Raw genomic sequence first — 21,823 nt, 5'->3', positions numbered from 1 at the left:
TTAAGCGACCACTGATTCGGTCAGCCATTGCTGGTAAGGCATCGGCAACTTGCGCGACTCACCCCGACCGATCGGGAAGTAGGTAAAACCGATGCGCGCCAGTCGGTCCGCGTCGTACAGGTTGCGGCCATCGAAGATCACCGGTGCGTTGAGTCGTTGGCGGATAAACTCGAAGTCCGGCGCCTTGAACTGTTGCCATTCGGTGCAGATGATCAGCGCATCGGCGCCGGACAAGACTGACTCAGGCGTCCCCATGAGCATCAGTTTCGACTCATCCGGGTACAGCTTCTGGGTTTCCTGCATGGCTTCCGGATCGAACGCGCGGACATTCGCCCCGGCGGCCCACAACGATTCGAGCAACACCCGGCTCGGTGCATCGCGCATGTCGTCGGTATTGGGTTTGAAGGCCAGGCCCCAGACCGCAAAGGTCTTGCCACGCAAGTCGCCCTTGTAGAACGCGTTGATGCGCTCGAACAGCTTGTGCTTTTGCCGCTCGTTGATGGCTTCCACCGCTTGCAGCAGGTCGCTGGAGCAATGGGCCTCTTCGGCGCTGTGGATCAGGGCGCGCATGTCCTTGGGGAAGCACGAGCCACCGTAGCCGCAACCGGGGTAGATGAAGTGGTAGCCGATACGCGAGTCGGCGCCGATGCCCAGGCGTACCGATTCGATGTCGGCACCCAGGTGTTCGGCCAGTTCGGCGATCTGGTTGATGAAGCTGATCTTGGTCGCCAGCATGCAGTTGGCGGCGTATTTGGTCAGTTCGGCGCTGCGCAGGTCCATGAACATGATGCGTTCGTGGTTGCGGTTGAATGGCGAGTACAGGTCACGCATCACGTCACGCACTTCATCGCGCTCACAGCCGATGACGATACGGTCCGGGCGCCGGCAGTCGGCCACGGCCGAACCTTCTTTCAAGAACTCCGGGTTGGAGACGATATCGAACTGCAATACCCGCCCGGCGCTGAGCAGGCATTTGTCGATGTGTGCACGCAAGGCGTCGCCGGTGCCGACCGGGACGGTGGATTTCTCCACCAGGATCGCCGGTTGCTCGCGATGACGCGCCACGGCTTCGCCCACCGACATCACGTAGCGCAAGTCCGCCGAGCCGTCGTCCCGGGAGGGAGTACCGACTGCGATGAACAGCACCTCGCCGTGCTGGACGGCGAATTTTTCGTCGCAGGTGAACTGCAACCGCTTGGCGTCAAGGCCTTCGCGTACCAGGCTGGCCAGGCCGGGTTCGAAAATGCTCACGTGGCCCTGTTGGAGCAGTTCGACTTTCTTCTCGTCAACGTCCATGCAGACCACGTCGTGGCCGACTTCCGCCAATACCGCTGCCTGCACCAGGCCAACATAACCGCTACCAAACACACTGATTTTCATGGGGCACTCCTTAATTCGGGCGCACGAGCAGGTCGGGAATTGATGGTAATGACGCCGAGGATGACCAATGCCACGCCAAGGCTTTTTGTAAGGCTGAACGCTTCGCTGAACAGCGGCAGACTGGCGGCCAGCAGGTACACCAGCGCATAGCTGATGCTCAGCAACGAGTAGGCACGGCCCAGGGGCAGGTCCCGCAGGGCGGCGAGCCAGCACAGCATCGAGAAGGCGTAGGCGAGGATGGCCACGAGCACCACGGCAACGGCTGTCAGGTCGATGTGCGCGCTGAGCCACTGTTCTGGCGATGGCAGGTGGCTCATGCTCCAGCGCATGCCCAATTGGGCGCCGCTGACCAGTAACACACTGCCCAGTGCGAAGGTGATACCGCGCCTGCGGTTCATGCGTGTTGCCCCAACAGAGCCACGCCACCGATCACCAATACCACACCGACCCAGTGGCGGCGGTCGATGGTTTCGTGGAACACGAAACGCGCAACCAGGGTGATCAGCACGAAGTTCAGGCTCAGCATCGGATAGGCAACCCCGACTTCCAGGCGTTGCAGTACCAGCAGCCATACCAGCAAGCCCAGGCCCAACGCAGCCAGAGCCAGCCAAAGCCAGGGCGAGCGCAGTTTGTCCATCCACCCGGAAGGTTTGCCGCGCCAGCTTTCCACCGCATATTTCTGGGCGATCTGGCCCAGGCAGGTCAGCAGGCAGGCCACCAGTAGCAATAGCAGGCTCATGGTGCCGCCTGCGGGATAATCAAAATCACCAGGTTGCCTTGTTCATAGCGCTTGCCCTCTTTGGGCAACTGTTCGAGTTCATGCAGCTCTTCCTCACCCTTGACCCGCATGACCACCCCGACCGAGCCTTGCTGGCGGGCGTCGTGCATCCACTGTTGCACCTGGTCCGGGTCGACGCGCTGCTTCAGCGAATCAGGATAGGCAAGGCCATATTTCAATTCGCCTATCGTGTTGAAAAAAGCCACTTGCGGCCGTTTCATCCGCCAGGACAGCGCCGAAGCGGCGCCCAGGTCGTTGCTCAACAACCTGGCGCTCTGGCCGAGTTCCTGGGCGTGATCGAGGATGAACTGGTCAGGCGTTTTATTGGCGACTACGGAATTGGGCAGGCCGGCAGGCAACAAACCGGCGAACAGCAGGCTGCCAAAGGCCGGGGCGGCCCAGCACTGCAATGGGCGGAAGGCTTGCAGCAGGTTGGCCATGATCCAGCCGATCAAGCCGATGAACACCAACACCAGGTTGTGCAGTTCATGATCGTAGATCGGCTTTTTCAGTTGCACGTAAACCAGGGCCAGCAGAGTGACCACGCCCACCACCAGGTTCAGCAGGCCATTGATGCCGAGCACGCGGCCTTGTTCGAGCTTCAACCGGTCAGCCAGCGCATGGCCGAGCAACAAGGCCAGGGGTAACAGGCACGGCAGGATGTAGGCCGGCAGTTTGCCTTTGCTCAGGCTGAAGAAGATCAACGGCATCCCCAGCCACAGCAGCAGGAACCCGATACCGGACTGGCGCCGGGTCTGCCAGGCTTGCTTGAGCGCGGGCGGCAGCAAGGCAACCCACGGCATGCTGAAAACCACCAGCAGCGGCAAGTAGTACCACCAGGGTGCGTCATGCTGGGCGTCGTCCCCGGCAAAGCGGCGGATGTGTTCGTGCCAGAAGAAAAACCGCCAGTAGTCGGGCTCCTGGGCGTGCACGGCCAGTGCCCATGGCAGGCTGACGGCGATGGCGACGACGACCGCTACCGGGCCGTAGACCAGTAGTTCACGCCAGCGCTTTTGCCAGATCACCCAGGGCAGGGCAACCAACACTGGCAGCAACCAGGCCAGGAAGCCCTTGGTCAGGAAACCCATGCCACAGGCCAGCCCCAGCACCGCCCACGCCACCAGCCGTTGACGGCGGCCGACGCTGTCCAGCGCAAACCACAAGGCGACCAGGCTGAGGTTGACCCAGAAGGTGAATTGCGGATCGAGGTTGGCGTAGCCGGCCTGCCCGGCGATGACCGTAAAGCTCATGTAGAGCAAGGCACAGGCGAAACTCTTGCGCGGATCGTTCCACAGGCGGCGGGCGATCAGGTAGCACAGCAGCACGCTCAAGCCGGTGCTCAGGGCCGAGGCGAAGCGCACCCCGAAAAGGTTCTGGCCGAACAGCGCCTGCCCGAGGGCAATCATCCAGTAGCCGGCCGCCGGTTTTTCGAAATAGCGTACGTCCATGAAATGCGGCGATACCCAGTTGCCGCTCAGCAGCATGCCCTGGCTGATCTGGGCGTAGCGGGTTTCGTCGGGAATCCACAAGCCATGACTGCCCAGTGGCAGCAGGTACGCCAGCGCCACCATGGCCAGCAACAACGGCAAAGCCCAGCGTTTGCTCATGCGCCTTGCACTCCCAGCCAGCCTTCGCGACCTTCGAGCGCACCGCGTACCACGCGGCCGACCGGCAGATTGTCAGGGGCCTGGGGCAGCAAGTCGCCCAGGGGTTGAAAACGGATGTCCCGCTGACGCGCATCGCTCAGCAGTTGACGGAAATCGTTGGCCATCAGAATCCCTTCTACCTCGGCATGGATCGTGTAGACGTTGAGTGTTTGCGGAGTGAACCGGTCCAGGATGAACCTGTTGAAGTCCTTGGCGGCGACGCTCGGTCCGACCACCTCGTCGAAGGTCGGCAGGTCCACCGGAATTTGCGGTGCGCCCAGGCAACCATTGGCCAATCGCGGCTGGAACAGGCTCTGGCCACGGCAATCGCTGTTGTAGCGAAAGCCGAACCCTTGCTTGGCCTCGATCACACGCTCGTCGGCACGCCAGCCGGCGGAGGCCGAGCAGGTGATCTTTTCCCCGAGAATGTCGTTGAGGGTGTCCACGCCACGGCGTATCTGGTCGACCAGTTGTGCATCACTCCAGCGCCCGGCATTGGCTTGCCAGCCGTGGTGGTCCCAGGCGTGCAGGCCGACTTCATGCCCGGCATCCCGGGCCTGACGCATCAAGTGCCCCAGGTCGCGGCCGATCGGTTTTCCAGGCCATGCGGTGCCCGCCAGCAGAATGTCCCAGCCATACAGGCCGGCTGCATTGGAACGGAGCATTTTCCAGAGAAACTGTGGACGGATGAGACGCCACAAGTGGCGCCCCATGTTGTCCGGCCCGACGCTGAAGAAGAACGTCGCCTTGATCTGGGCTTCATCAAGGATTTCCAGTAGCCGAGGCACCCCCTCACGGGTGCCTCGGTAGGTGTCGACATCGATCCGCAGTCCCGCCTGCATCAGCGCTTGTCCGCGATTTCGAGCATGGCCTCACGCAGGAAGAAGTCCAGCGTGTTGCCGATGGTTTCGCTCATCTCCACGGTTGGCGTCCAGTCCAGCAGGCGCTTGGCGTTGGCGATGCTTGGCTTGCGGTGCGATACGTCCTGGTAACCGGTGCCGTAGAACGCCTTGCTCTCGATATCGCGGAAGCCGGCGAACGGAGGGAAGTTGTGGCGCAGCGGATGAGCTTCGAACTGGCGCAGCAGCTCTTCGCCCAGTTGACGGATGCTGGCTTCGTTCTCCGGGTTGCCGATGTTGATGATCTGGCCGTTGCAGACGTCATTGTCGTTGTCGATGATTCGTGCCAGGGCTTCAACGCCGTCGGCGATGTCGGTGAAGCAGCGTTTTTGCTCACCACCGTCGAACAGGCGAATCGGCGTACCTTCCACCAGGTTCAGGATCAACTGGGTAATCGCCCGGGAGCTGCCGATACGGGCCGAATCCAGACGGTCCAGGCGCGGCCCCATCCAGTTGAACGGACGGAACAGGGTGAAGTTCAGGCCTTTCTGGCCGTAGGCCCAGATCACCCGGTCCAGCAGTTGCTTGGAGACCGAGTAGATCCAGCGCTGCTTGTTGATCGGGCCGACCACCAGGTTGGAGTTGTCTTCGTCGAAGTTGTTGTCCTGGCACATGCCATAGACTTCCGAGGTCGACGGGAAGATCACGCGTTTGTTGTACTTGACGCAGTAGCGAACCAGTTTCAGGTTCTCTTCGAAGTCCAGTTCGAATACACGCAGCGGGTTGCGGGTGTATTCGATTGGCGTGGCGATGGCCACCAGCGGCAGTACCACGTCGCATTTCTTGATGTGGTATTCGATCCACTCGGAGTGGATGCTGATGTCGCCTTCGACGAAGTGGAAGTTCGGGTGGCTGCGCAGGCGCTCGATGGCGTCCGAACCGATGTCCAGGCCGTAGACTTCGTAGCGGTCGTCACGCAGCAGGCGCTCGGACAAGTGGTTGCCGATGAAGCCGTTGACGCCGAGGATCAGCACGCGGGTGCGACGCGGGGCACGGCCGGATTCGGCACCGCGCAGCACGGAACCGTCCACCAGGCCCAGTTCGTTGGCCAGTTGCGGACCGCTCAGGTACAGGCCGTTGTCGTTGCGCTGGCCGGCGTTGATGATCAACGAGTCTTCACCGCAGGCGATGCGCAGCGGATCGACGCTGATCACGCGGCCCGGCGCCTGGCCTTCGTTGCCCTTGGCGACTTCGGCGCTCCAGACAATCAGCTTGTGCTCGCCCACCGCGCAGAAGGCGCCCGGGTACGGCTGGGTCACGGCGCGGACCAGGTTGAACAGTTCTTCGGCCGGCTTGGCCCAGACCAGTTTGCCGTCAGCCGGTGTGCGACGGCCGAACACCGTAGCCTTGGATTCGTCCTGTGGTGTTTCGCTGACTTTGCCTTGCAGCAGCGCTGGCAAGGTATCGCGTAGCAGATCAGTGGCCGCCGTGCGCAATTTGCCGTGCAGGCTCAGGGCCGTGTCGCTGCGCTCGATCGCGACTTTTTGCTGGGCAACGATAGCGCCGGCATCGGCACGCTTGACCATGCGGTGCAGGGTCACGCCGGTTTCGGTTTCGCCATTGACCAGCACCCAGTTGGCCGGTGCGCGACCACGGTAGCGCGGCAACAGCGAACCGTGCAGGTTGAACGCGCCCTTGCGCGCCGTGGCCAGCAGCGGCTCGCTCAGCAGGTTGCGGTAGTAGAAGGAGAAAATGTAGTCTGGATCGAGCTTGGCGATACGTTCGATCCACAACGGATGGTTGGCGTCCTCCGGTGCATGCACGGCAATGCCGTGGCGGGCGCACAGTTGCGCGACGGAACCGTAGAAGGCGTTCTCCTTCGGATCGTCGGCGTGGGTGAACACCGCAGCGATCTCGAAACCGGAGGAGAGCAGGGATTCGATGCCGGCACAGCCAATATCGTGATAGGCGAAGACAACAGCTTTTGCACTCATGAAGGAACCTGATCTGAAGAAGTGGAAGTAAGGCCGTCGACGGTGACAACGGAAGCAGGGGAGGCCGGCTGGCTGCGCAGCACCTTTTCAATGAAGAAGCGCGGGCGTGCGCGCACATCGCTGTACATGCGGCCCAGGTATTCACCCAACAGGCCCATGCCGATGAATTGCCCACCGGTGAAGACGAACAGCACGGCGAACAGGACGAAGGTACCGCCACCGGCCCAACCGGCGCCGAACACCAGGCGCAGCAGGACCAAGGCGATGGCGAACAGCATGCCCAGGGCCGCCATGCCGACGCCGACGATGCTCAGCAGTCGCAGGGGCGTGGTGGTCATGCAGGTGACCAGGTCGAACATCAGGTTGATCAGGCGCATCGGGCTGTACTTGGAATCGCCGTGTTCACGCTCGGCGTGGGTCACGAGGATTTCCGTGGTGTGGCGGGCAAAACTGTTGGCCAGGATCGGAATGAAGGTGCTGCGTTCACGGCAGGCGAGCATGGCGTCGACGATGGTACGTCGGTAGGCGCGCAGCATGCAGCCGTAGTCGCTCATGGCCACGCCGGTGGAGCGTTGCACGGCGAGGTTGATCAGCTTCGATGGCCAGCGGCGCAACGCCGAGTCCTGGCGGTTGTTGCGCACTGTTGCGACGACGTCATAACCCAGCTCGGCCTGTTCAATCAGCCGCGGGATTTCTTCGGGCGGGTTTTGCAGGTCGGCATCGAGGGTGATGACGACATCGCCCTTGCATTGTTCGAAACCGGCCATGATCGCCGCGTGCTGGCCGTAGTTGCGGTTGAGGATGACGGCCACCACCGGGCTGCCTTCGCGGGACGCAGCGTCTTCCAGGATCTGTGCGGAGTCGTCGCGGCTGCCGTCGTCGACCAGCACGATTTCGTAGGCATGGTGCAACTGCTGGCAAGCCGCTTCGGTGCGCCGGAGTAATTCAGGCAGGCTGTCCTGTTCGTTGTAGACCGGAATGACGATCGACACGAAGTTGATTGGGTAAGGTCTCAAAGGCTTCTATCCATGCAGTTTTCAATGGCGCCGACGACGCGCTGGACATCATCGGTGGTCATGTCGGGGAACAACGGGATCGAACACAGCCGCGCCGAATTCCATTCGGTGTTGGGCAGGTACAGGTTGGGGTAACGCTGGCGGTAGTAGGTGTGCAGGTGGGTGGCAATGAAGTGAATGCCGGTGCCGACATTCTGTTCTTGAAGGGCTTTCATGAACGCTTCGCGATCCAGTCCGCACTGCTCGGCATCAATACGCAGGATGAACAGATGCCAGGCGTGTTGTTGCGAATAAGCGGGGACAGCCAACGGTTGCACCGGCAGACCTTCCAGGCGCTGCAAGTAGGCCTGGGCCAGTCGAGTGCGCTTGGCGTTGATCTCGTCCAGGCGTTCCAGTTGCACCAGGGCGATGGCCGCGTTGATATCGGCCAGGTTGTATTTGAAACCGGGCTCGACCACCTGGGCCTGGGGCTTGCGGCCGTGGGTCAGGCGGTCGTAGGCATCAACCCCCAGCCCGTGAAACTTGAGCATGCGCACCCGGGACGCCAGGGCTTCATCGTCGCTGACGAACATGGCGCCCTCGGCGCAGGTCATGTTCTTGATCGCGTGGAACGAGAAGATGGCCGTGCCTTTGGCGCCGACGTGACGACCTTTGTAGAACGTGCCTGCGGCGTGGGCGGCGTCTTCGATCACGGCAATGCCGTGTTTGTCGGCCAGGGCGTAAAGCGGATCGAGATCGAATGCCGCACCGGCGTAATGCACCGGGATGATGGCTTTGGTGCGCGGCGTGATCGCAGCTTCAATCATGGCCACGTCGGTCATGAGTGTGTCGCGGTCGACGTCGACGAACACCGGCGTGGCACCCAGCAGGGTGATCATGTTGGCGGTGGACACCCAGGTTTGCGACGGAGTAATCACTTCATCGCCGGGACCGATGCCCAATGCCAGCAGGGTGATGTGCATGCCGCCCGTGGCCGAGGACAGTGCCACGGCATGTCGGCAACCGACGTAGTTGGCAAAGTGTTCTTCCAGTGCCTGGTTCTTCGGCCCGGTAGTGATCCACCCGGAACGCAATACTTGCTCGACGGCGGCGATTTCTTCGTCACCGATACTGGGACGGGAAAAAGGGAGAAACGCCTGACTCATGGGCACCTCTGGGGCTGAAAACGTAAATAGCCTTTGAGGCTAAAAGGGATCCAAAAATCAGCATAGACGCTAAAACAGAATGTGCATCAAATCAACTAGTTACCGGTTGGCGGTAAAAAACTGCATCGGTTGACTTTTTTCGCCGTGGGCGGCAGGTTGGACGTCCATTCGGGTTGCGCCGACTTTATAGGAGGTTATGCCCGATTTTGTGAAAGGAACATGAAAAAACGGTTGGGGAATCATTTTATCTGAAGGCCATTAAGCCGCTGTTCAGACTTCTTCCGTTTATCGCGAATGTTAGGAAAAGTCCTACATCTGTAGCGTCTTTTAGATCATCGTTATTTCTCTTCTTAGTTGCTTCATTGAACTGTTTACATTCAAGGCCGTTTCGTTTGATTGACTTACCTGGTACTGATCCACGCACACCTCTCACCAATCCGCTGACCCTGTATCTGGCGCGACTGGCACCCTCCAGCCAGCTGACCATGCGCTATGTGCTGCAGGACGCCGCCGACCGCCTGGGCTTCGAAGACTGCGATATCGAGGAGATACCCTGGCACAACCTGCAGCCCGAAGACGTGATCGCACTCGTGGCCACATTGCGTTCAGACGGCTATGCGCCGAACACCTCTTCACTGTATGTCAACGCGGTGCGCGGGGTAATGAACGAAGCCTGGCGCATGAGCCTGATTTCCCAGGAGCACCTGTTAAAGATGCGCTCCGTGAAGGGCATTGCCGGTACACGGCTGTCCCAGGGACGCAACCTCAGGCGTACGCTGATCCAGGAGCTGATGGCCGTCTGCGCCGCCGATCCGCGGCCACAAGGCTTGCGGGATGCCGCGATTATCGGGATTTTGTATGGCTCGGGAATGCGCAAGTCCGAATCGGTGAACCTGGAACTGAATCAGGTCGACTTCACCCAGCGCAGCCTGCAGGTGACGGCCAAGGGCAACAAGCAGTTGATCAAGTACGCGCCGGCCTGGGCTTTCACCAAACTGCAAGCCTGGCTTGAACTGCGCCGTTCGTTGCTCAAGGAAGGCGAGTCGGACGATCCGTTTCTGTTCAACCGCATCCGTCGTGGCAGCCATATCACCCGGGAGCGCATCACCAAACATGCGATCTACTACATCGCCCGGCAACGGGGCGCGCAGGTCGGGGTGAAAATCATGCCCCACGACTTCCGGCGTTCATTTATCACCCGGGTGATCGAAGAGCATGACTTGTCGATTGCGCAGAAACTGGCGCACCACAGCAACATCCAGACCACGGCCAACTACGATGTGCGCGACGACAACGAGCGGCGTCGGGCAGTGGACCGATTCGACCTGTGAACGATTACAGCTCGCTCAACACGTGGGCGTGGCCAATGGTCGAGACCTGAACCGCGCTGCCGGCGGGTGGTGCGTACATGCCGGAACTGCGCACCAGCAGTGATCGGCCCGGCTGCTCGCGGCGGGTCAATGACTGGAGTTCGACCGTCAGCGTGCAAGTGTTGCCGCTGAAGTCCCGATCGGTGACCACGGCCCGGCAACCACCGGCTTCCGGGTCGCTGGGAAGGATACTGGCCAATTGCAGCTGTTCGGGGCGTAGCATGATCTGTGCCGAGTTGTTGTTGCGGTGGTTGTTGACCGGGATCCGCCCCAGGTCGCAATGAGCCCAACCGGCCTCGATGCGTGCCGGCATCACCACTGCATCCCCCAGGAACAGGGCGGTCTGTTCGTCTTCGGGATAGCGGTAAAGGTCCAGCGGATGCCCTGACTGTACCAGTCGGCCCTGGCGCATCACCGCCAGCTGGTCGGCGAACGACAGGGCTTCACTCTGGTCATGGGTGACCAGAATGGTGGTGACGCCCGCGTCTTCCAGCAGCCGCGCGACCATCTTGCGCATCGCGGCGCGCAATCCGGTATCGAGCGCCGAGAACGGCTCGTCCAGCAGCATCAACCGTGGTTGTTGCGCCAATGCCCGGGCCAGGGCCACGCGCTGTTGCTGGCCACCGGACAATTCGTGAGGCCAGCGCTCGGCCATCTTCGCGTCCAGCGCCACGCTGTCCATCAGTTCGGCGACGCGCTGTTGTTTTTCAGCGCCCTTGGTCGACAAGCCGAAGCCGATGTTCGCCGCCACGGTCATGTGCGGAAACAGGGCGCCGTCCTGTGGCACGTAGCCGATCAGGCGTTGATGGGCCGGCACTTCGTGGGTGCCGTCGACCAGGGTCTGGCCATTGAGCGAAAGACGTCCGGAATCGGGGAATTCGAAGCCGGCAATCATTCGCAGCAAGGTGGTTTTGCCGGAGCCGGACGGGCCGACGATGACCGTGCGGCTGCCGCTCGGCACCGACAGGCTGACGTTGTCCAGCGCGCAATGGGCGCCATAGGACTTGTAGAGGGCATTCAGTTCAAGAGTGTTCATCGGCCAGCCGTTTTTTTCGATTGGTGATAAAGAAGTCCGGTCAGCGGCAGCGACAGCACGACCATCAATAAGGCGTAGGGCGCCGCGGCGGCGTAATCGATTTCGCTGGTCATGGCCCAGAATCCGGTGGCCAGGGTGCGCGTGCCGTTCGGGGCCAGCAGCAGGGTGGCGGTCAATTCGTTGGTGATCGCCAGGAACACCAGCGCCGCACCGGCAGCTGCCCCCGGCGCGGCCAGGCGCAAGGTGATCAGCCACAGTGCCCGGGCTGGCGAACGCCCAAGGCTGCGGGCGATGTTCTCCAGTTCCACCGGCGCCTGGGCAATGCCGGCGCGCAGGCTGACCAGGGCGCGGGGCAGGAACATCAGCAGGTACGCCAGCAACACGGTGAAGGTGGTCTGGTAAATCGGCCGGGCAAAATGGATCGTGACGGTGACCAGGGCCAATGCCACGATAATTCCGGGCAAGGAACTGGTGATGTAGTTGCAGCTTTCCAGCACGCGTTGCATAAGGCCAGGGTAACGGATCGACAGCCAGGCAATCGGGATCGCCGCTAACGTTGTCAGCGCCGCACCGGCGACGCCGAGCAACAGGGTCTGCTCCAGAGCGGGCAACAACTCGGCCATGTCCCAGACTTCCACGCCGCCGGCGATCAGCCATTTGCCCAAGGTGATCAAGGGCACGCCCAGGGCCAGGGCACAGGTCACGATTTGCAGCGTCAACGAGAGCAGGGTGGATGCCGGTTTCAGGCACACGACCCGTTGCTCCCGGGCGCTCCCCGAACCGACGCGAGCGTAACGTGCAGAACCCCGGGCGGCGGACTCGGCCGTCAACATGGCCAGGCAACACAGTGCCAGCACGCTGGCCAGCATGTGCGCCGCCGCGCCGTTGAAGGTCGATTTGAACTGGTCGAAGATCGCGGTGGTAAAGGTGTCGAAGCGGATCATGGCGTACAGGCCATATTCGGCCAGCAGGTGCAGACCGACCAGCAAAGCGCCGCCGCAGATAGCCAGGCGCAATTGCGGCAACACCACACGCAAAAACACTTTCCAGGGTTTGAGCCCCATGGACTCGGCGACGTCTTCGATGGCCGGGTCGAGCCGGCGCAACGTGGCCGCCACCGGCAAGTACAGGAACGGGAAGTAGGCGATGACCGAGACCAGGACACCGGCAAACAAGCCGTGAATCGGTGGTACCAGGCTGACCCAGGCGTAGCTGTGAACGAACGCAGGCACCGCCAGCGGTGCGGTGGCCAGCAACGACCACCAGCGCCGCCCAGGCAGATTCGTGCGTTCGGTCAGCCATGCCAGCGTCACGCCCAGCGCCACGCACAAGGGAATCGTCAGCAGTACCAGCAACACGGTGTTGACCAGCAGTTCACCGACCCGAGGGCGGAACACCAGGGCCACGGCAGTTGACCAGCCTGTCTGCAGGGACACGCCGATAACATAAGCGATCGGTAGCAGTGCCAGTAACGAAACCAGCACCGACAAACCGATCACCCATACACCGCCACGCCCGGCAAACAGTCCGCGGGATCGTCGACGCAATTGTGCGGGAGTCGCCTCGGCGACTTCCGCTGGCAGGGTTTCAGGCATCAATTAGAGCAGTCCGGCCTGTGTCATCAGCTCTACGGCTTTTTTGCTGTCGAGTTTTGAAGCATCGACAGTCGGCGCATCGAGTTGATTCAGAGGCACCAGTTTAGGGTTGGATTCAGCGCCTTTGCCGACGGCGTATTCAAACGACTTGCCGTTCTTCAGTACAGCCTGGCCGTCCTTACCGGTAATGTATTTGAGGAACGCCTGGGCTTGTTCCTTGTGTTTACTGGAAGCGAGGACGCCGCCGCCGGAGATGCTGACAAAAGCGCCCGGGTCCTTGTGCTTGAAGTAGTGCAGGGCGGTGTTCTTGCTGTTTTCGCCGGTCTTGGACTGATCCACCAGGCTGTAGTAGTGGTAGATCACGCCGCTTTCGATCTGCCCGGCATTCACCGCCTTGAGTACCGCGCTGTTGCCACGGTAGCTGGTGTAGTTGGTTTTCATCGCCTTGAGCCATTCCAGCGTGGCGGCTTCGCCCTTTTGTTGCAGGATGGCGGCAACGATGGCCTGGAAGTCAGCACCGCCTGGCGACGCGGCCCAGCGACCTTTCCAGCTTGGGTCCGCCAGGTCCATGATCGATTTCGGCAGATTGGTTTCCGAAAGTTTGCTCGGATTGTAGACAAACACCGTGGAACGCGCGGCGATCCCGACCCATTTGCCGTGGGCCGGACGGTAGGCCGGGTCAACCTGCTCCAGCGTGGCTTTATCGACAGGCGCGAACAGCCCGGCGTTGTCGACCAGCACCATGGCCGGAGAGTTTTCGGTCAGGAATACATCGGCCGGAGAGGACGCGCCTTCCTGCACGATCTGATTGCCCATTTCGGTGTCATCGCCGTTGCGCAAGGTGACAGGGATACCGGTCTCCTGGGTAAAACCCTCGACCCAGGCCTTGGTCAGGCCTTCATGTTGCGCGTTGTACACCACGAGGCCGACCGAGTCAGCGGCGTAGGCCTGGCCTGCGCTGAGCAACGCGGTGGCCAGCAGGGCTTTTTTCAAGAACGAAGGGATTTTGGGAATCATTCTGCGGGCTGCTCCTGGTGCATTTTTTTAAAAGTCATGCGCATTGAAACGCCAGTTAACCAATGCGAATCATTTGCATGTCTGGAATTGCAGGGAATGTAGAGATCCAAATGAGAAAATAACGTCAAAAAAACCGTTAATACATGTAATTTTCATTCAGATTAGCAGCAGTGTGCCCACTGTGGTTCGCTTCGTCGATCAAACGGTGTCGTCGATCAGAATGTGAGGCTGCCCCCGACGGCCTTTTTCAATCCCCCGATGCCAGTTGCTGCTGGCCCCGCATGGCGTTCATCGGGGTTGCGAAAGGATAGCTCGGTGATTGCCGGTGTGCCGGAGAACGGGGCCACCCACTTCAACTCTTCGTCAACGGCCCAACCGGGGGGCGCAGGGTGCAGGCCTTGCGGGCCTTTTTCTGGCCTGCCTGTCAGGGCTGGATTGGCGGGAAGATCAGGACCTGCAGGTTGCCGCGCTGATAACGCGTGCCGTCGGCAGGTAGCGCCTCGACTTCCTGAATCTCATCGACGCTGTTGACCCGCATCACCACCCCGACCGAGCCTTTCTTGCGCGCCTCGGTCATCCATTGTCCGATATCTTGCAGGGTCACTTTGCGCGAGGCGGCAGCGGGATCCTGGAGGCCGTATTTCATTTCACCGACGACGTTGTAGAGCGCTACTTCCGATCGCCTGGTCAGCCACGACAGGGCCGAGGCTGCCCCCAGGTCGTTGCTCAGCAGCGAGGTGGTCTGGTTCAGGCTGTCCAGGTGTTCGGAGATAAACCGGTCGGGCATCTTGCTGTCGACGATCTGAGCCGGCATGGCGGCGGGTAGCAGCGCCACCAGCAGCCAGCTGCCGAGGGCCGGCATCGCCCATAACGTCAATGGCCGCAGGATTTGCAGGGCGTTGGCGATGATCCAGCCCAGCAATACGATGAATGCCAGGGACAGGCTGAACATCTCGGTATTTTCGAATATCTCTTTGCTCAGTTGCAGGTACAGCAAGGCCGTCAGGGCCGCCGTGGCAATGACGACGTTGAGCCATCCGTTGAGGCGAATCGTCCGTCCCCGTGCCTGTTGCAGCAGGCGGGTCAGGGCATCCCCCATCAACAGTGCCAGCGGCAACAGGCACGGCATGATGTAGGTTGGCAACTTGCCGCTGCTGATGCTGAAAATCGCCAATGGCAACAACAACCAGAGCAGGAGAAACCCGCTGACGGGCTGACGCTTGTTGTTCCAGGCCTGGGTGAGGGTTGTTGGTAACAACACAGCCCAGGGCAGGACAGAAACGACCAGCATCGGCAGGTAGAACCACCACGGACGCGCGTGTTGCGCGTTGTCGGCGGCGAAGCGGCGTACGTGTTCGTTCCAGAAAAAGAAGTTCCAGAAGTTCGGTTCCTGATAATGAATGGCCAGTGCCCAGGGCAGGCAGACGGCCGCGGCGACCACGACAGCCAGTGGCCCGTAACGTAACAGCTCGCCAATACGACGCTGCCAGAGCATGTAGGGCAGGGCGATCACCGCTGGCAGCAGCCAAGCCAGGAAGCCCTTGGTCATGAAGCCCATGCCGCAGGCGATGCCCAGGACCATCCAGGCAACCAGGCGAGCATGCGTGGTGCGGCTTTCGTTGGCAAACCACAGGGAGACCAGGCTCAGGTTGACCCACAGGGTGAATTGCGGGTCGAGGTTGGCGTACCCGGCCTGACCGGCAATCAGCCCGAAGCTCATGTACAACAGTGCGCAAGCAAAGCTTTTGCGCGGATCGTCCCAGAACCGGCGGGCAATCAGCCAGGTCAGCCAAACGCTCAGCCCGGTGCTCAGCACCGACGCGATGCGCACTCCGAACAAGTTGTCGCCAAACACCGCCTGACCGATGGCAATCATCCAGTACCCGGCAATCGGCTTCTCGAAATAACGAAGGCCCATGAAGTGCGGCGAGATCCAGTTCCCGCTTTGCAGCATTTCCTGGCTGATCTGCGCATAACGGGTTTCGTCGGGAATCCACAGGCCGTGGCTCATCAGGGGTAGCAAGTAGAACGCCATGAACGCCAGTGCCAGGGCGAACAGCATCCAGCGCTCATTGGCAGGTGTCGTTGGTGCGAGCAGGCGGGAAGAATGGCCAATAAAATCCGGCAGTGGCTGATTTGACGTCATGTCTCGACCTTGGCGCTGAACAGGCTGATTGAAGAAAGAGATGAAAGTTGCAAGAGGGAAAAGCGGGATGATATTGAACAGCGAGAAGTCAAGTCATGTTTCTCGCCGTTTGTTCAGCTGTTATTCAGTCAACTTTGAAGTAACTTGTTGCCAGAGTTCTCGCCGAATGATGACTCAGTCTTTTTCTTGTTGCAGAGTATTCCAGTCTTCGGCATTCACAATGCCGAGTACTTGCAATTGCCCATTGCCAGCGATGTGGACAAACAACGAACTGCCGTACTCGGCATCCTTCGCCGCATGCTTGAGGCCGGTCTGCTGTTCAAAGTCCGCGATGCAACCGCTGTGGGTCACCAGTACCAGGTTGCGATGGGCCACTTTGTGTGCCACGACATCGTTACGCAGGGTCGTGCCGCAGGTGGCCAGCCATTCCTGGGTCCGAGGGTCGCTGTTGAACATGTAATGCGCGGTCTGCACCGTGCGTGTAACGGGGCTGGTCAGGATGTCGGTCTGTGACAGACCCAGGTGCGCCAGACCTTGCCCGACAACGGCGGCCGCTTCACTGCCGACACGGGTAATGCCGTCAGCCGGGCCCAGGCAAGGATTGCTGGAACGGTCGCACCGCTCGGTGTGGCGAACCAGCACCGCGATCTCGCCGGCATTCCATTGTTGCAGCAATTGGGCCCGGGCCCGGGCTTGCGCGTCCTCCTGGGCCAGGTTGGTCGGGGATTTCGGCCACAGGACAAAGCCGGTGACCAGCACGGCGATGGTCAGTGCGCTAATGGCCATGACCGATTTGGACAGGCGCGAAGACGGTTTACGCAAGACAGAGTCGACCAAGTTTGTCCACCATTGAAGCGCCAGGGAAAGTGCTGTTGAACAAACCCTAAACAGCACAAAAAAATCTGTCGAAACTAAGTTCGGCGAATTAACTGGAGCCCAAGTTAAATCTGCGCAGGTGTCGGAACGGTGAACAGAATGTGAAAAAATTGCAGAGGGGGTTGTGGCGGGTAATTAGTCAACTATTGGGAATTGTTATCTTTTGCTCTTGCGTGGGATGGCAGCGCTAAGAAGAGGTTCTTCACGCAGTCCCGGGAAACACCAATAACGCAACTCCTGTAGGAGCCAGCCTGCTGGCGATGGACTCCAGTGCGCCGCGTTCATCCAGGTTACCCGCGTTATCGTTAACGACCATCGCTGGCAAGCCAGCTCCTACAAGGGGCCCTGCCCACGCCGAAACTGTAGGAGCCAGCCTGCTGGCGATGGACTCAAGTACGCCGCGATTAACCAGTTCACCCGCGTTATCGTTAACGACCATCGCTGGCAAGCCAGCTCCTACAAGGGGCCCTGCCCACGCTGAAACTGTAGGAGCCAGCCTGCTGGCGATGGACTTCAGTGCGCCGCGTTTAACCGGTTCACACGCGTTATCGTTAACGACCATCGCTGGCAAGCCAGCTCCTACAAGGGGCCCTGCCCACGCTGAAATTGTAGGAGCCAGCTTGCTGGCGATGGACTCCAGTGCGCCGCGTTTAACCGGTTCACACGCGTTATCGTTAACGACCATCGCTGGCAAGCCAGCTCCTACAAGGGGCCCTGCCCACGCTGAAACTGTAGGAGCCAGCCTGCTGGCGATGGACTCAAGTACGCCGCGATTAACCAGTTCACCCGCGTTATCGTTAACGACCATCGCTGGCAAGCCAGCTCCTACAAGGGGCCCTGCCCACGCTGAAACTGTAGGAGCCAGCCTGCTGGCGATGGACTCAAGTACGCCGCGATTAACCAGTTCACCCGCGTTATCGTTAACGACCATCGCTGGCAAGCCAGCTCCTACAAGGGGCCCTGCCCACGCTGAAACTGTAGGAGCCAGCTTGCTGGCGATGGACTTCAGTGCGCCGCGTTTAACCGGTTCACACGCGTTATCGTTAACGACCATCGCTGGCAAGCCAGCTCCTACAAGGGGTGTGCCCACACTGAAATTGTAGGAGCCAGCTTGCTGGCGATGGACTCCAGTGCGCCGCGTTTAACCGGTTCACACGCGTTATCGTTAACGACCATCGCTGGCAAGCCAGCTCCTACAAGGGAACGCGTCTGTAGGCGCCAGCTTGCTGGCAATGGATGGCCTTCAGGGCGAAGGGCAACTCGCCTGTGGTCGGGTGGCTGCCTGGCTGATCAGCGCGGCCAGGCGTTTGATGTTGTTTTGCTGGGCTAGCACCAGCTCATCGACACTTGCGCCTGACGGCGTTTGCAAGGTGCTGCGGCAAATCACCTGGGCCTTGTTGCCGGGCTCTGCGCTGCGCAGACGCCATATCACGTCCATCAGCGCATATTGACCGGGGACAGAGTCAAAACGCTGCACATCGACCCGCACCGAATACTTGCCCTGTACGGGACTGTTGCTCAGTTGATCGGCCAGCGCACTGCGCAATTCCTCCACCAGGGTTGCGCCCCACCAATGGGTTTCGAGGATCGCCAGACTACTGTTGCCCTCGCGAATGACGATCTGCGCCCGATCGACCTGGGGCGGCAAGCTTATCGTCTCGATCTGAATCACCCCGACGGTGGTCGTGGAATGATTGCCCACCTGGGCCGGGGTCAGGGTGTGGAACTGAATCGGGTCACTGCGGCAAGCGGTGAGCAGCAACAACGCGGTGAACACGGTGAACTTCAGCGGAAAAGCCATGAGTGTTGCTCCTGTGCTCAATTGCGCGGTGGCCCTTGCAGATCCATAGGCGCGGCATTGTTCGGGCGGCCACGAAGCAGCGACTCCGGATGCCGTCCCAGGTAATCCGAGAGATCACGCAAGGATCTCGACGTGCGTCCCAGTTCATCCAGTGTCTGATCCAGTTTTTCCCGTTGCGGCGAGTCGTCGGCCAAGGTCGAACCGGCGGATTGCAAGGTCGAATTGGCGGTTTCCATCGTCTTGCTGAAGTCCGATAGAGTGCTTTGCACGCCAGGCAGGATCTTGCCGTTGAATTGCGCCATGCCCTTGCGCAGTTCGACGAGATTGCCGTCGAGATTGCCGGCGATTCGCTCGATCGGCAGTTTGTTGATCTTGTCGACCATGGCTTCGAGTTTTTCCTGCAATTGCTCGAGGCTGCCCGGAATGGTCGGAATCATGACCGGACGCGCCGTTGCATCGAAAGCGACTTTTTCTGCCTTGGGGTAGAAGTCCAGGGCAATGTACAACTGGCCGGTCAGGAAGTTGCCCGTGCGCGCCTGGGCACGCAGGCCGTTGTCGATAAAGGTGCCGATCAGGCGTACGCCAGCCGCTTCGTCATTGGGGTCATGATTGAGCGCCTTGAGCATCTTGTCGTGGGCCTTGCCCAGGCGTTGCGGGTAAATCACGATGCCGACGTTGACCGGAAAGGAACGAGTCTTTTCGTCGTAATCCAGATTGACCGCCACCACCTTGCCGATTTCCACACCAAGGAATTCCACCGGAGCATCCACCTTGAGCCCGCGCATTGCCTGGTCGAAGCGCATGGCCAGGTACTGCGGCTTGCCGTTTGGCGGGGCGAGGGCGGTTTGCTGGTCGTCGAACAGTTCGTAGGCGTACTCCGCAGCGGCCGGTTTATCGCCAGGGCTGTAGTCGGGTGCGCGGAAGGCAATGCCGCCCACCAGCAGGGAGGACAAGGATTCGGTCTTGACCGCAAACCCATTGGCGCCGACGTTTACGTCAATACCGCTGGCGTTCCAGAAGCGCGTGTTTTCGGTAACGTACTTGTCGTTGGGGGCGTGGATGAACAGCTCGATGTTCACGCCTTTGCCATCCGGGTCCAGCGCATAGGCCACCACCTGACCCACCGGGATCTTGCGGTAGTAGACCGGGGAGCCGATATCCAGCGACCCCAGGTCCTGGGTAAACAGGGTGAAACGCTTGCCCGGCTCGCCGTAGGTGATGGGCGGCGGGTTTTCCAGCCCCGTGAAGCGTTTTGCCCGGCCGTTGGCCTGGCCGATATCGGCACCGATGTAATCGCCCGACAGCAGCGTATCGATACCGGACACACCGCCCGCGCCAATGCGCGGGCGCACGACCCAGAACTGCGAATCCTCGCGGGTAAAGCTTTCGGCCTGCTTGGCCAGCTTGATGGTGGCGTTGACACTCTTCTGGTCATCGCTCAGTTCCACATCCGAGACTTGGCCAATCACCACATTACGGTACTTGACCTCGGTTTTATTCGCCGTCAGGCCGCTCCCTGTCTTGAACGTGACAACGATGGTCGGGCCTTGCTGCAGAATGCTGTGAACCACCAGCGAAATACCCACCAGCACCGCGACGATGGGCACGATCCAGACCAGCGAAACGCTGAAACGGCGGGTCTTGATCGGTGCCTGCCCAGGGGCTTGCGGCCCGTCAGTGGCTTGCGACTTCATCCGTGACCTCCTCATTGTGTGGGTTTTTCCGCTCTTTATCCCAGATCATGCGTGGATCAAAACTCATTGCCGAGAGCATGGTGAACACCACAACCAGACCAAAAAACAGAATGCCCGGGCGCGGCTCGATGTCGGCCAGGGCCTGGAATTTCACCAGCGAGGCCACCAGGGCGACCACGATCACATCGAGCATCGACCAGTAGCCGATGACCTCGACGAAGCGGTACAGCGTCGAACGCTCTTTACGTGCCCACTCGCTGTCGCGCTGCACGGTGATCAGCAGCAAGGTGATGGCGACGAACTTGATGCCCGGCACCGCGATACTGGCAATGAAAATGATCAGGGCGATGTCCCAGGCCCCGGCTTCCCAGAACTCCAGCACGCCGCTCATGATCGTGCTGTCGGCACCATGGCCGACCATTTCGGTGTTCATCACCGGCAACAGGTTGGCCGGGATGTAAAACACCAGGGCCGCGATCATGTAGGCCCAGGTACGGGTCAGCGAATTGGTTTTGCGCCGGTGCAGCGGCGCACCGCAACGCTCGCATTCGTGAGGTTCGCCAGTCATGTCGCAAGCCAGGCCGCAGGTGTGACACAGGCACAGGTTGAGCTCGTCGGCGTACGGAGGCGTGCTCATACAATGTCCCATAGTTCGCGGATGTCGCGCCCGGCGATGCGGATCATCATCAGGCTCAACACGGCCAGGGCAAACAACCCGATACCGGGCAGCACATCAAGCAGCCCGGCGAGTTTGATCACGGCGACCATGGCGCCCAGCAGGCAGACTTCGAGCATGCTCCAGGGCCTGAGGGTTTCCAGCCAGCGCATGCAGAACTTGAATCCGGGTGAGCGTTGCCCGGAGAGTGCGAAGCCCAGCACCCAGATCAACAGCAACAACTGGAATATCGGCGCGATGATCATGGCGATCGCCGCCACCATGGCGATGAAGGTGATAGGCCCCAGGCTCAGGGCCAGCACCGAGTCCCAGAGGGTTGCGCTGTGCTTCGAGCCTTTGAGGCTGATGCTCATCACGGGATAGAAATTGGCGAAAATCCACAGCATCAGCGCGGTAAAGGTCAACGCAAGACGCTGCTCCACCGTGAGGCCGTTATAGCGCTGAAGTACGCCGCCGCAGCGCGTACACAAGGTTTTCTGATGTTTGGCGAGCGTGACTTTCTGGTAAACGCTGTCGCAGTGCTCGCAGATGATCAGTTGATCGGTAGTTGCCATGGGTCAAGCTCAACAAGAGGCAGGAAATTCAGAGCACCCCCTCAATATAGAAGTGCCTCGCGATTGAGCAAATCGAAAGTCGAAACAAGAGGATGGGTAGATGAGCGAATACGCAGAACCCTATGGGAGCAAGCTCCCCAATGACTTGGGTGGTTCGCAGGTTTTGCGCTCAATCGCTGAACCTGTGGGAGCGGGCTTGCTCGCGAAAGCGGTGGGTCAGTCGACATCAATGTTGAATGTCCGACCGCTTTCGCGAGCAA

At 60.4% G+C, this 21,823-nt stretch carries 19 protein-coding genes; 1 reads left to right on the top strand and 18 read right to left on the bottom strand.

What is annotated here, in order from left to right; genetic code table 11:
* The 8 genes from AB7M25_RS16515 to arnB are packed head-to-tail and all read right to left on the bottom strand — an operon-like array spanning position 1 to position 8,798.
* Positions 1–1,380, bottom strand: coding sequence for a UDP-glucose dehydrogenase family protein (locus AB7M25_RS16515; protein ID WP_104448274.1), 1,380 nt, complete (start codon positions 1,378–1,380; stop codon positions 1–3).
* The gene (gene arnF, locus AB7M25_RS16510; RefSeq protein WP_454237651.1) at positions 1,377–1,778 is read right to left on the bottom strand and encodes a 4-amino-4-deoxy-L-arabinose-phosphoundecaprenol flippase subunit ArnF; all 402 of its coding nucleotides are present in this window, start codon (positions 1,776–1,778) and stop codon (positions 1,377–1,379) included. Before arnF ends, AB7M25_RS16515 begins: the two co-directional genes overlap by 4 nt.
* A complete protein-coding gene (gene arnE / locus AB7M25_RS16505) occupies positions 1,775–2,119 on the bottom strand; it encodes a 4-amino-4-deoxy-L-arabinose-phosphoundecaprenol flippase subunit ArnE (protein ID WP_429517337.1) in 345 nt (114 codons plus the stop codon). Before arnE ends, arnF begins: the two co-directional genes overlap by 4 nt.
* Positions 2,116–3,765, bottom strand: a complete 1,650-nt coding sequence (gene arnT, locus AB7M25_RS16500) for a lipid IV(A) 4-amino-4-deoxy-L-arabinosyltransferase (RefSeq protein ID WP_454237650.1) — start codon at positions 3,763–3,765, stop codon at positions 2,116–2,118. Before arnT (AB7M25_RS16500) ends, arnE begins: the two co-directional genes overlap by 4 nt.
* Positions 3,762–4,646: a 4-deoxy-4-formamido-L-arabinose-phosphoundecaprenol deformylase gene (gene arnD, locus AB7M25_RS16495; RefSeq protein WP_454237649.1), complete on the bottom strand. Its 885-nt coding sequence runs from the start codon at positions 4,644–4,646 to the stop codon at positions 3,762–3,764. The genes arnT (AB7M25_RS16500) and arnD overlap by 4 nt, the downstream gene beginning before the upstream one ends.
* On the bottom strand, positions 4,646–6,637 hold the full coding sequence (arnA, locus tag AB7M25_RS16490; RefSeq protein ID WP_454237648.1) for a bifunctional UDP-4-amino-4-deoxy-L-arabinose formyltransferase/UDP-glucuronic acid oxidase ArnA: 1,992 nt from the start codon (positions 6,635–6,637) through the stop codon (positions 4,646–4,648). The genes arnD and arnA overlap by 1 nt, the downstream gene beginning before the upstream one ends.
* Positions 6,634–7,653 (bottom strand): undecaprenyl-phosphate 4-deoxy-4-formamido-L-arabinose transferase, encoded by a 1,020-nt coding sequence (gene arnC / locus AB7M25_RS16485; RefSeq protein WP_007974303.1) that lies wholly within the window; start codon positions 7,651–7,653, stop codon positions 6,634–6,636. Before arnC ends, arnA begins: the two co-directional genes overlap by 4 nt.
* On the bottom strand, positions 7,650–8,798 hold the full coding sequence (gene arnB / locus AB7M25_RS16480; RefSeq protein ID WP_429517329.1) for a UDP-4-amino-4-deoxy-L-arabinose aminotransferase: 1,149 nt from the start codon (positions 8,796–8,798) through the stop codon (positions 7,650–7,652). The genes arnC and arnB overlap by 4 nt, the downstream gene beginning before the upstream one ends.
* Positions 8,799–9,190: 392 nt before the next feature.
* Between arnB and AB7M25_RS16475 the strand changes: the two genes are divergently transcribed.
* Entirely contained in the window at positions 9,191–10,129 is a 939-nt protein-coding gene (locus tag AB7M25_RS16475) for a site-specific integrase (RefSeq protein WP_429517327.1), read from the top strand.
* A 4-nt stretch (positions 10,130–10,133) separates the two neighbouring features.
* Here AB7M25_RS16475 and AB7M25_RS16470 read toward each other — a convergent pair whose 3' ends face one another.
* The 10 genes from AB7M25_RS16470 to AB7M25_RS16425 form a co-directional block, all read right to left on the bottom strand.
* A complete protein-coding gene (locus AB7M25_RS16470; protein WP_429389747.1) occupies positions 10,134–11,204 on the bottom strand; it encodes an ABC transporter ATP-binding protein in 1,071 nt (356 codons plus the stop codon).
* Entirely contained in the window at positions 11,201–12,799 is a 1,599-nt protein-coding gene (locus AB7M25_RS16465) for an ABC transporter permease (protein WP_454237647.1), read from the bottom strand. The genes AB7M25_RS16470 and AB7M25_RS16465 overlap by 4 nt, the downstream gene beginning before the upstream one ends.
* A 3-nt stretch (positions 12,800–12,802) precedes the next feature.
* Complete coding sequence (locus AB7M25_RS16460) at positions 12,803–13,816, bottom strand: iron ABC transporter substrate-binding protein (protein ID WP_454237646.1); 1,014 nt, start codon at positions 13,814–13,816, stop codon at positions 12,803–12,805.
* Between the two features lie 424 nt (positions 13,817–14,240).
* A complete protein-coding gene (gene arnT, locus AB7M25_RS16455; RefSeq protein ID WP_454237645.1) occupies positions 14,241–15,962 on the bottom strand; it encodes a lipid IV(A) 4-amino-4-deoxy-L-arabinosyltransferase in 1,722 nt (573 codons plus the stop codon).
* A gap of 174 nt (positions 15,963–16,136) precedes the next feature.
* Complete coding sequence (pmrG, locus tag AB7M25_RS16450; protein ID WP_454237644.1) at positions 16,137–16,799, bottom strand: lipopolysaccharide core heptose(II)-phosphate phosphatase PmrG; 663 nt, start codon at positions 16,797–16,799, stop codon at positions 16,137–16,139.
* Positions 16,800–17,040: 241 nt separating this feature from the next.
* The gene (locus AB7M25_RS16445; protein WP_454237643.1) at positions 17,041–17,892 is read right to left on the bottom strand and encodes a hypothetical protein; all 852 of its coding nucleotides are present in this window, start codon (positions 17,890–17,892) and stop codon (positions 17,041–17,043) included.
* A gap of 189 nt (positions 17,893–18,081) precedes the next feature.
* Complete coding sequence (locus tag AB7M25_RS16440; protein ID WP_429385463.1) at positions 18,082–18,639, bottom strand: PqiC family protein; 558 nt, start codon at positions 18,637–18,639, stop codon at positions 18,082–18,084.
* Positions 18,640–18,656: 17 nt separating this feature from the next.
* The gene (locus tag AB7M25_RS16435) at positions 18,657–20,333 is read right to left on the bottom strand and encodes a PqiB family protein (RefSeq protein WP_429385461.1); all 1,677 of its coding nucleotides are present in this window, start codon (positions 20,331–20,333) and stop codon (positions 18,657–18,659) included.
* A complete protein-coding gene (locus tag AB7M25_RS16430; protein WP_429385459.1) occupies positions 20,314–20,970 on the bottom strand; it encodes a paraquat-inducible protein A in 657 nt (218 codons plus the stop codon). The genes AB7M25_RS16435 and AB7M25_RS16430 overlap by 20 nt, the downstream gene beginning before the upstream one ends.
* Entirely contained in the window at positions 20,967–21,563 is a 597-nt protein-coding gene (locus AB7M25_RS16425) for a paraquat-inducible protein A (RefSeq protein ID WP_104448259.1), read from the bottom strand. Before AB7M25_RS16425 ends, AB7M25_RS16430 begins: the two co-directional genes overlap by 4 nt.
* Positions 21,564–21,823 lie beyond the last annotated feature (260 nt).

The organism is Pseudomonas sp. AP3_22 TE3818 (assembly GCF_053628995.1).
Note: the sequence above shows the minus strand (reverse complement) of the source record. Positions and strands in the feature narration are given on the sequence as shown.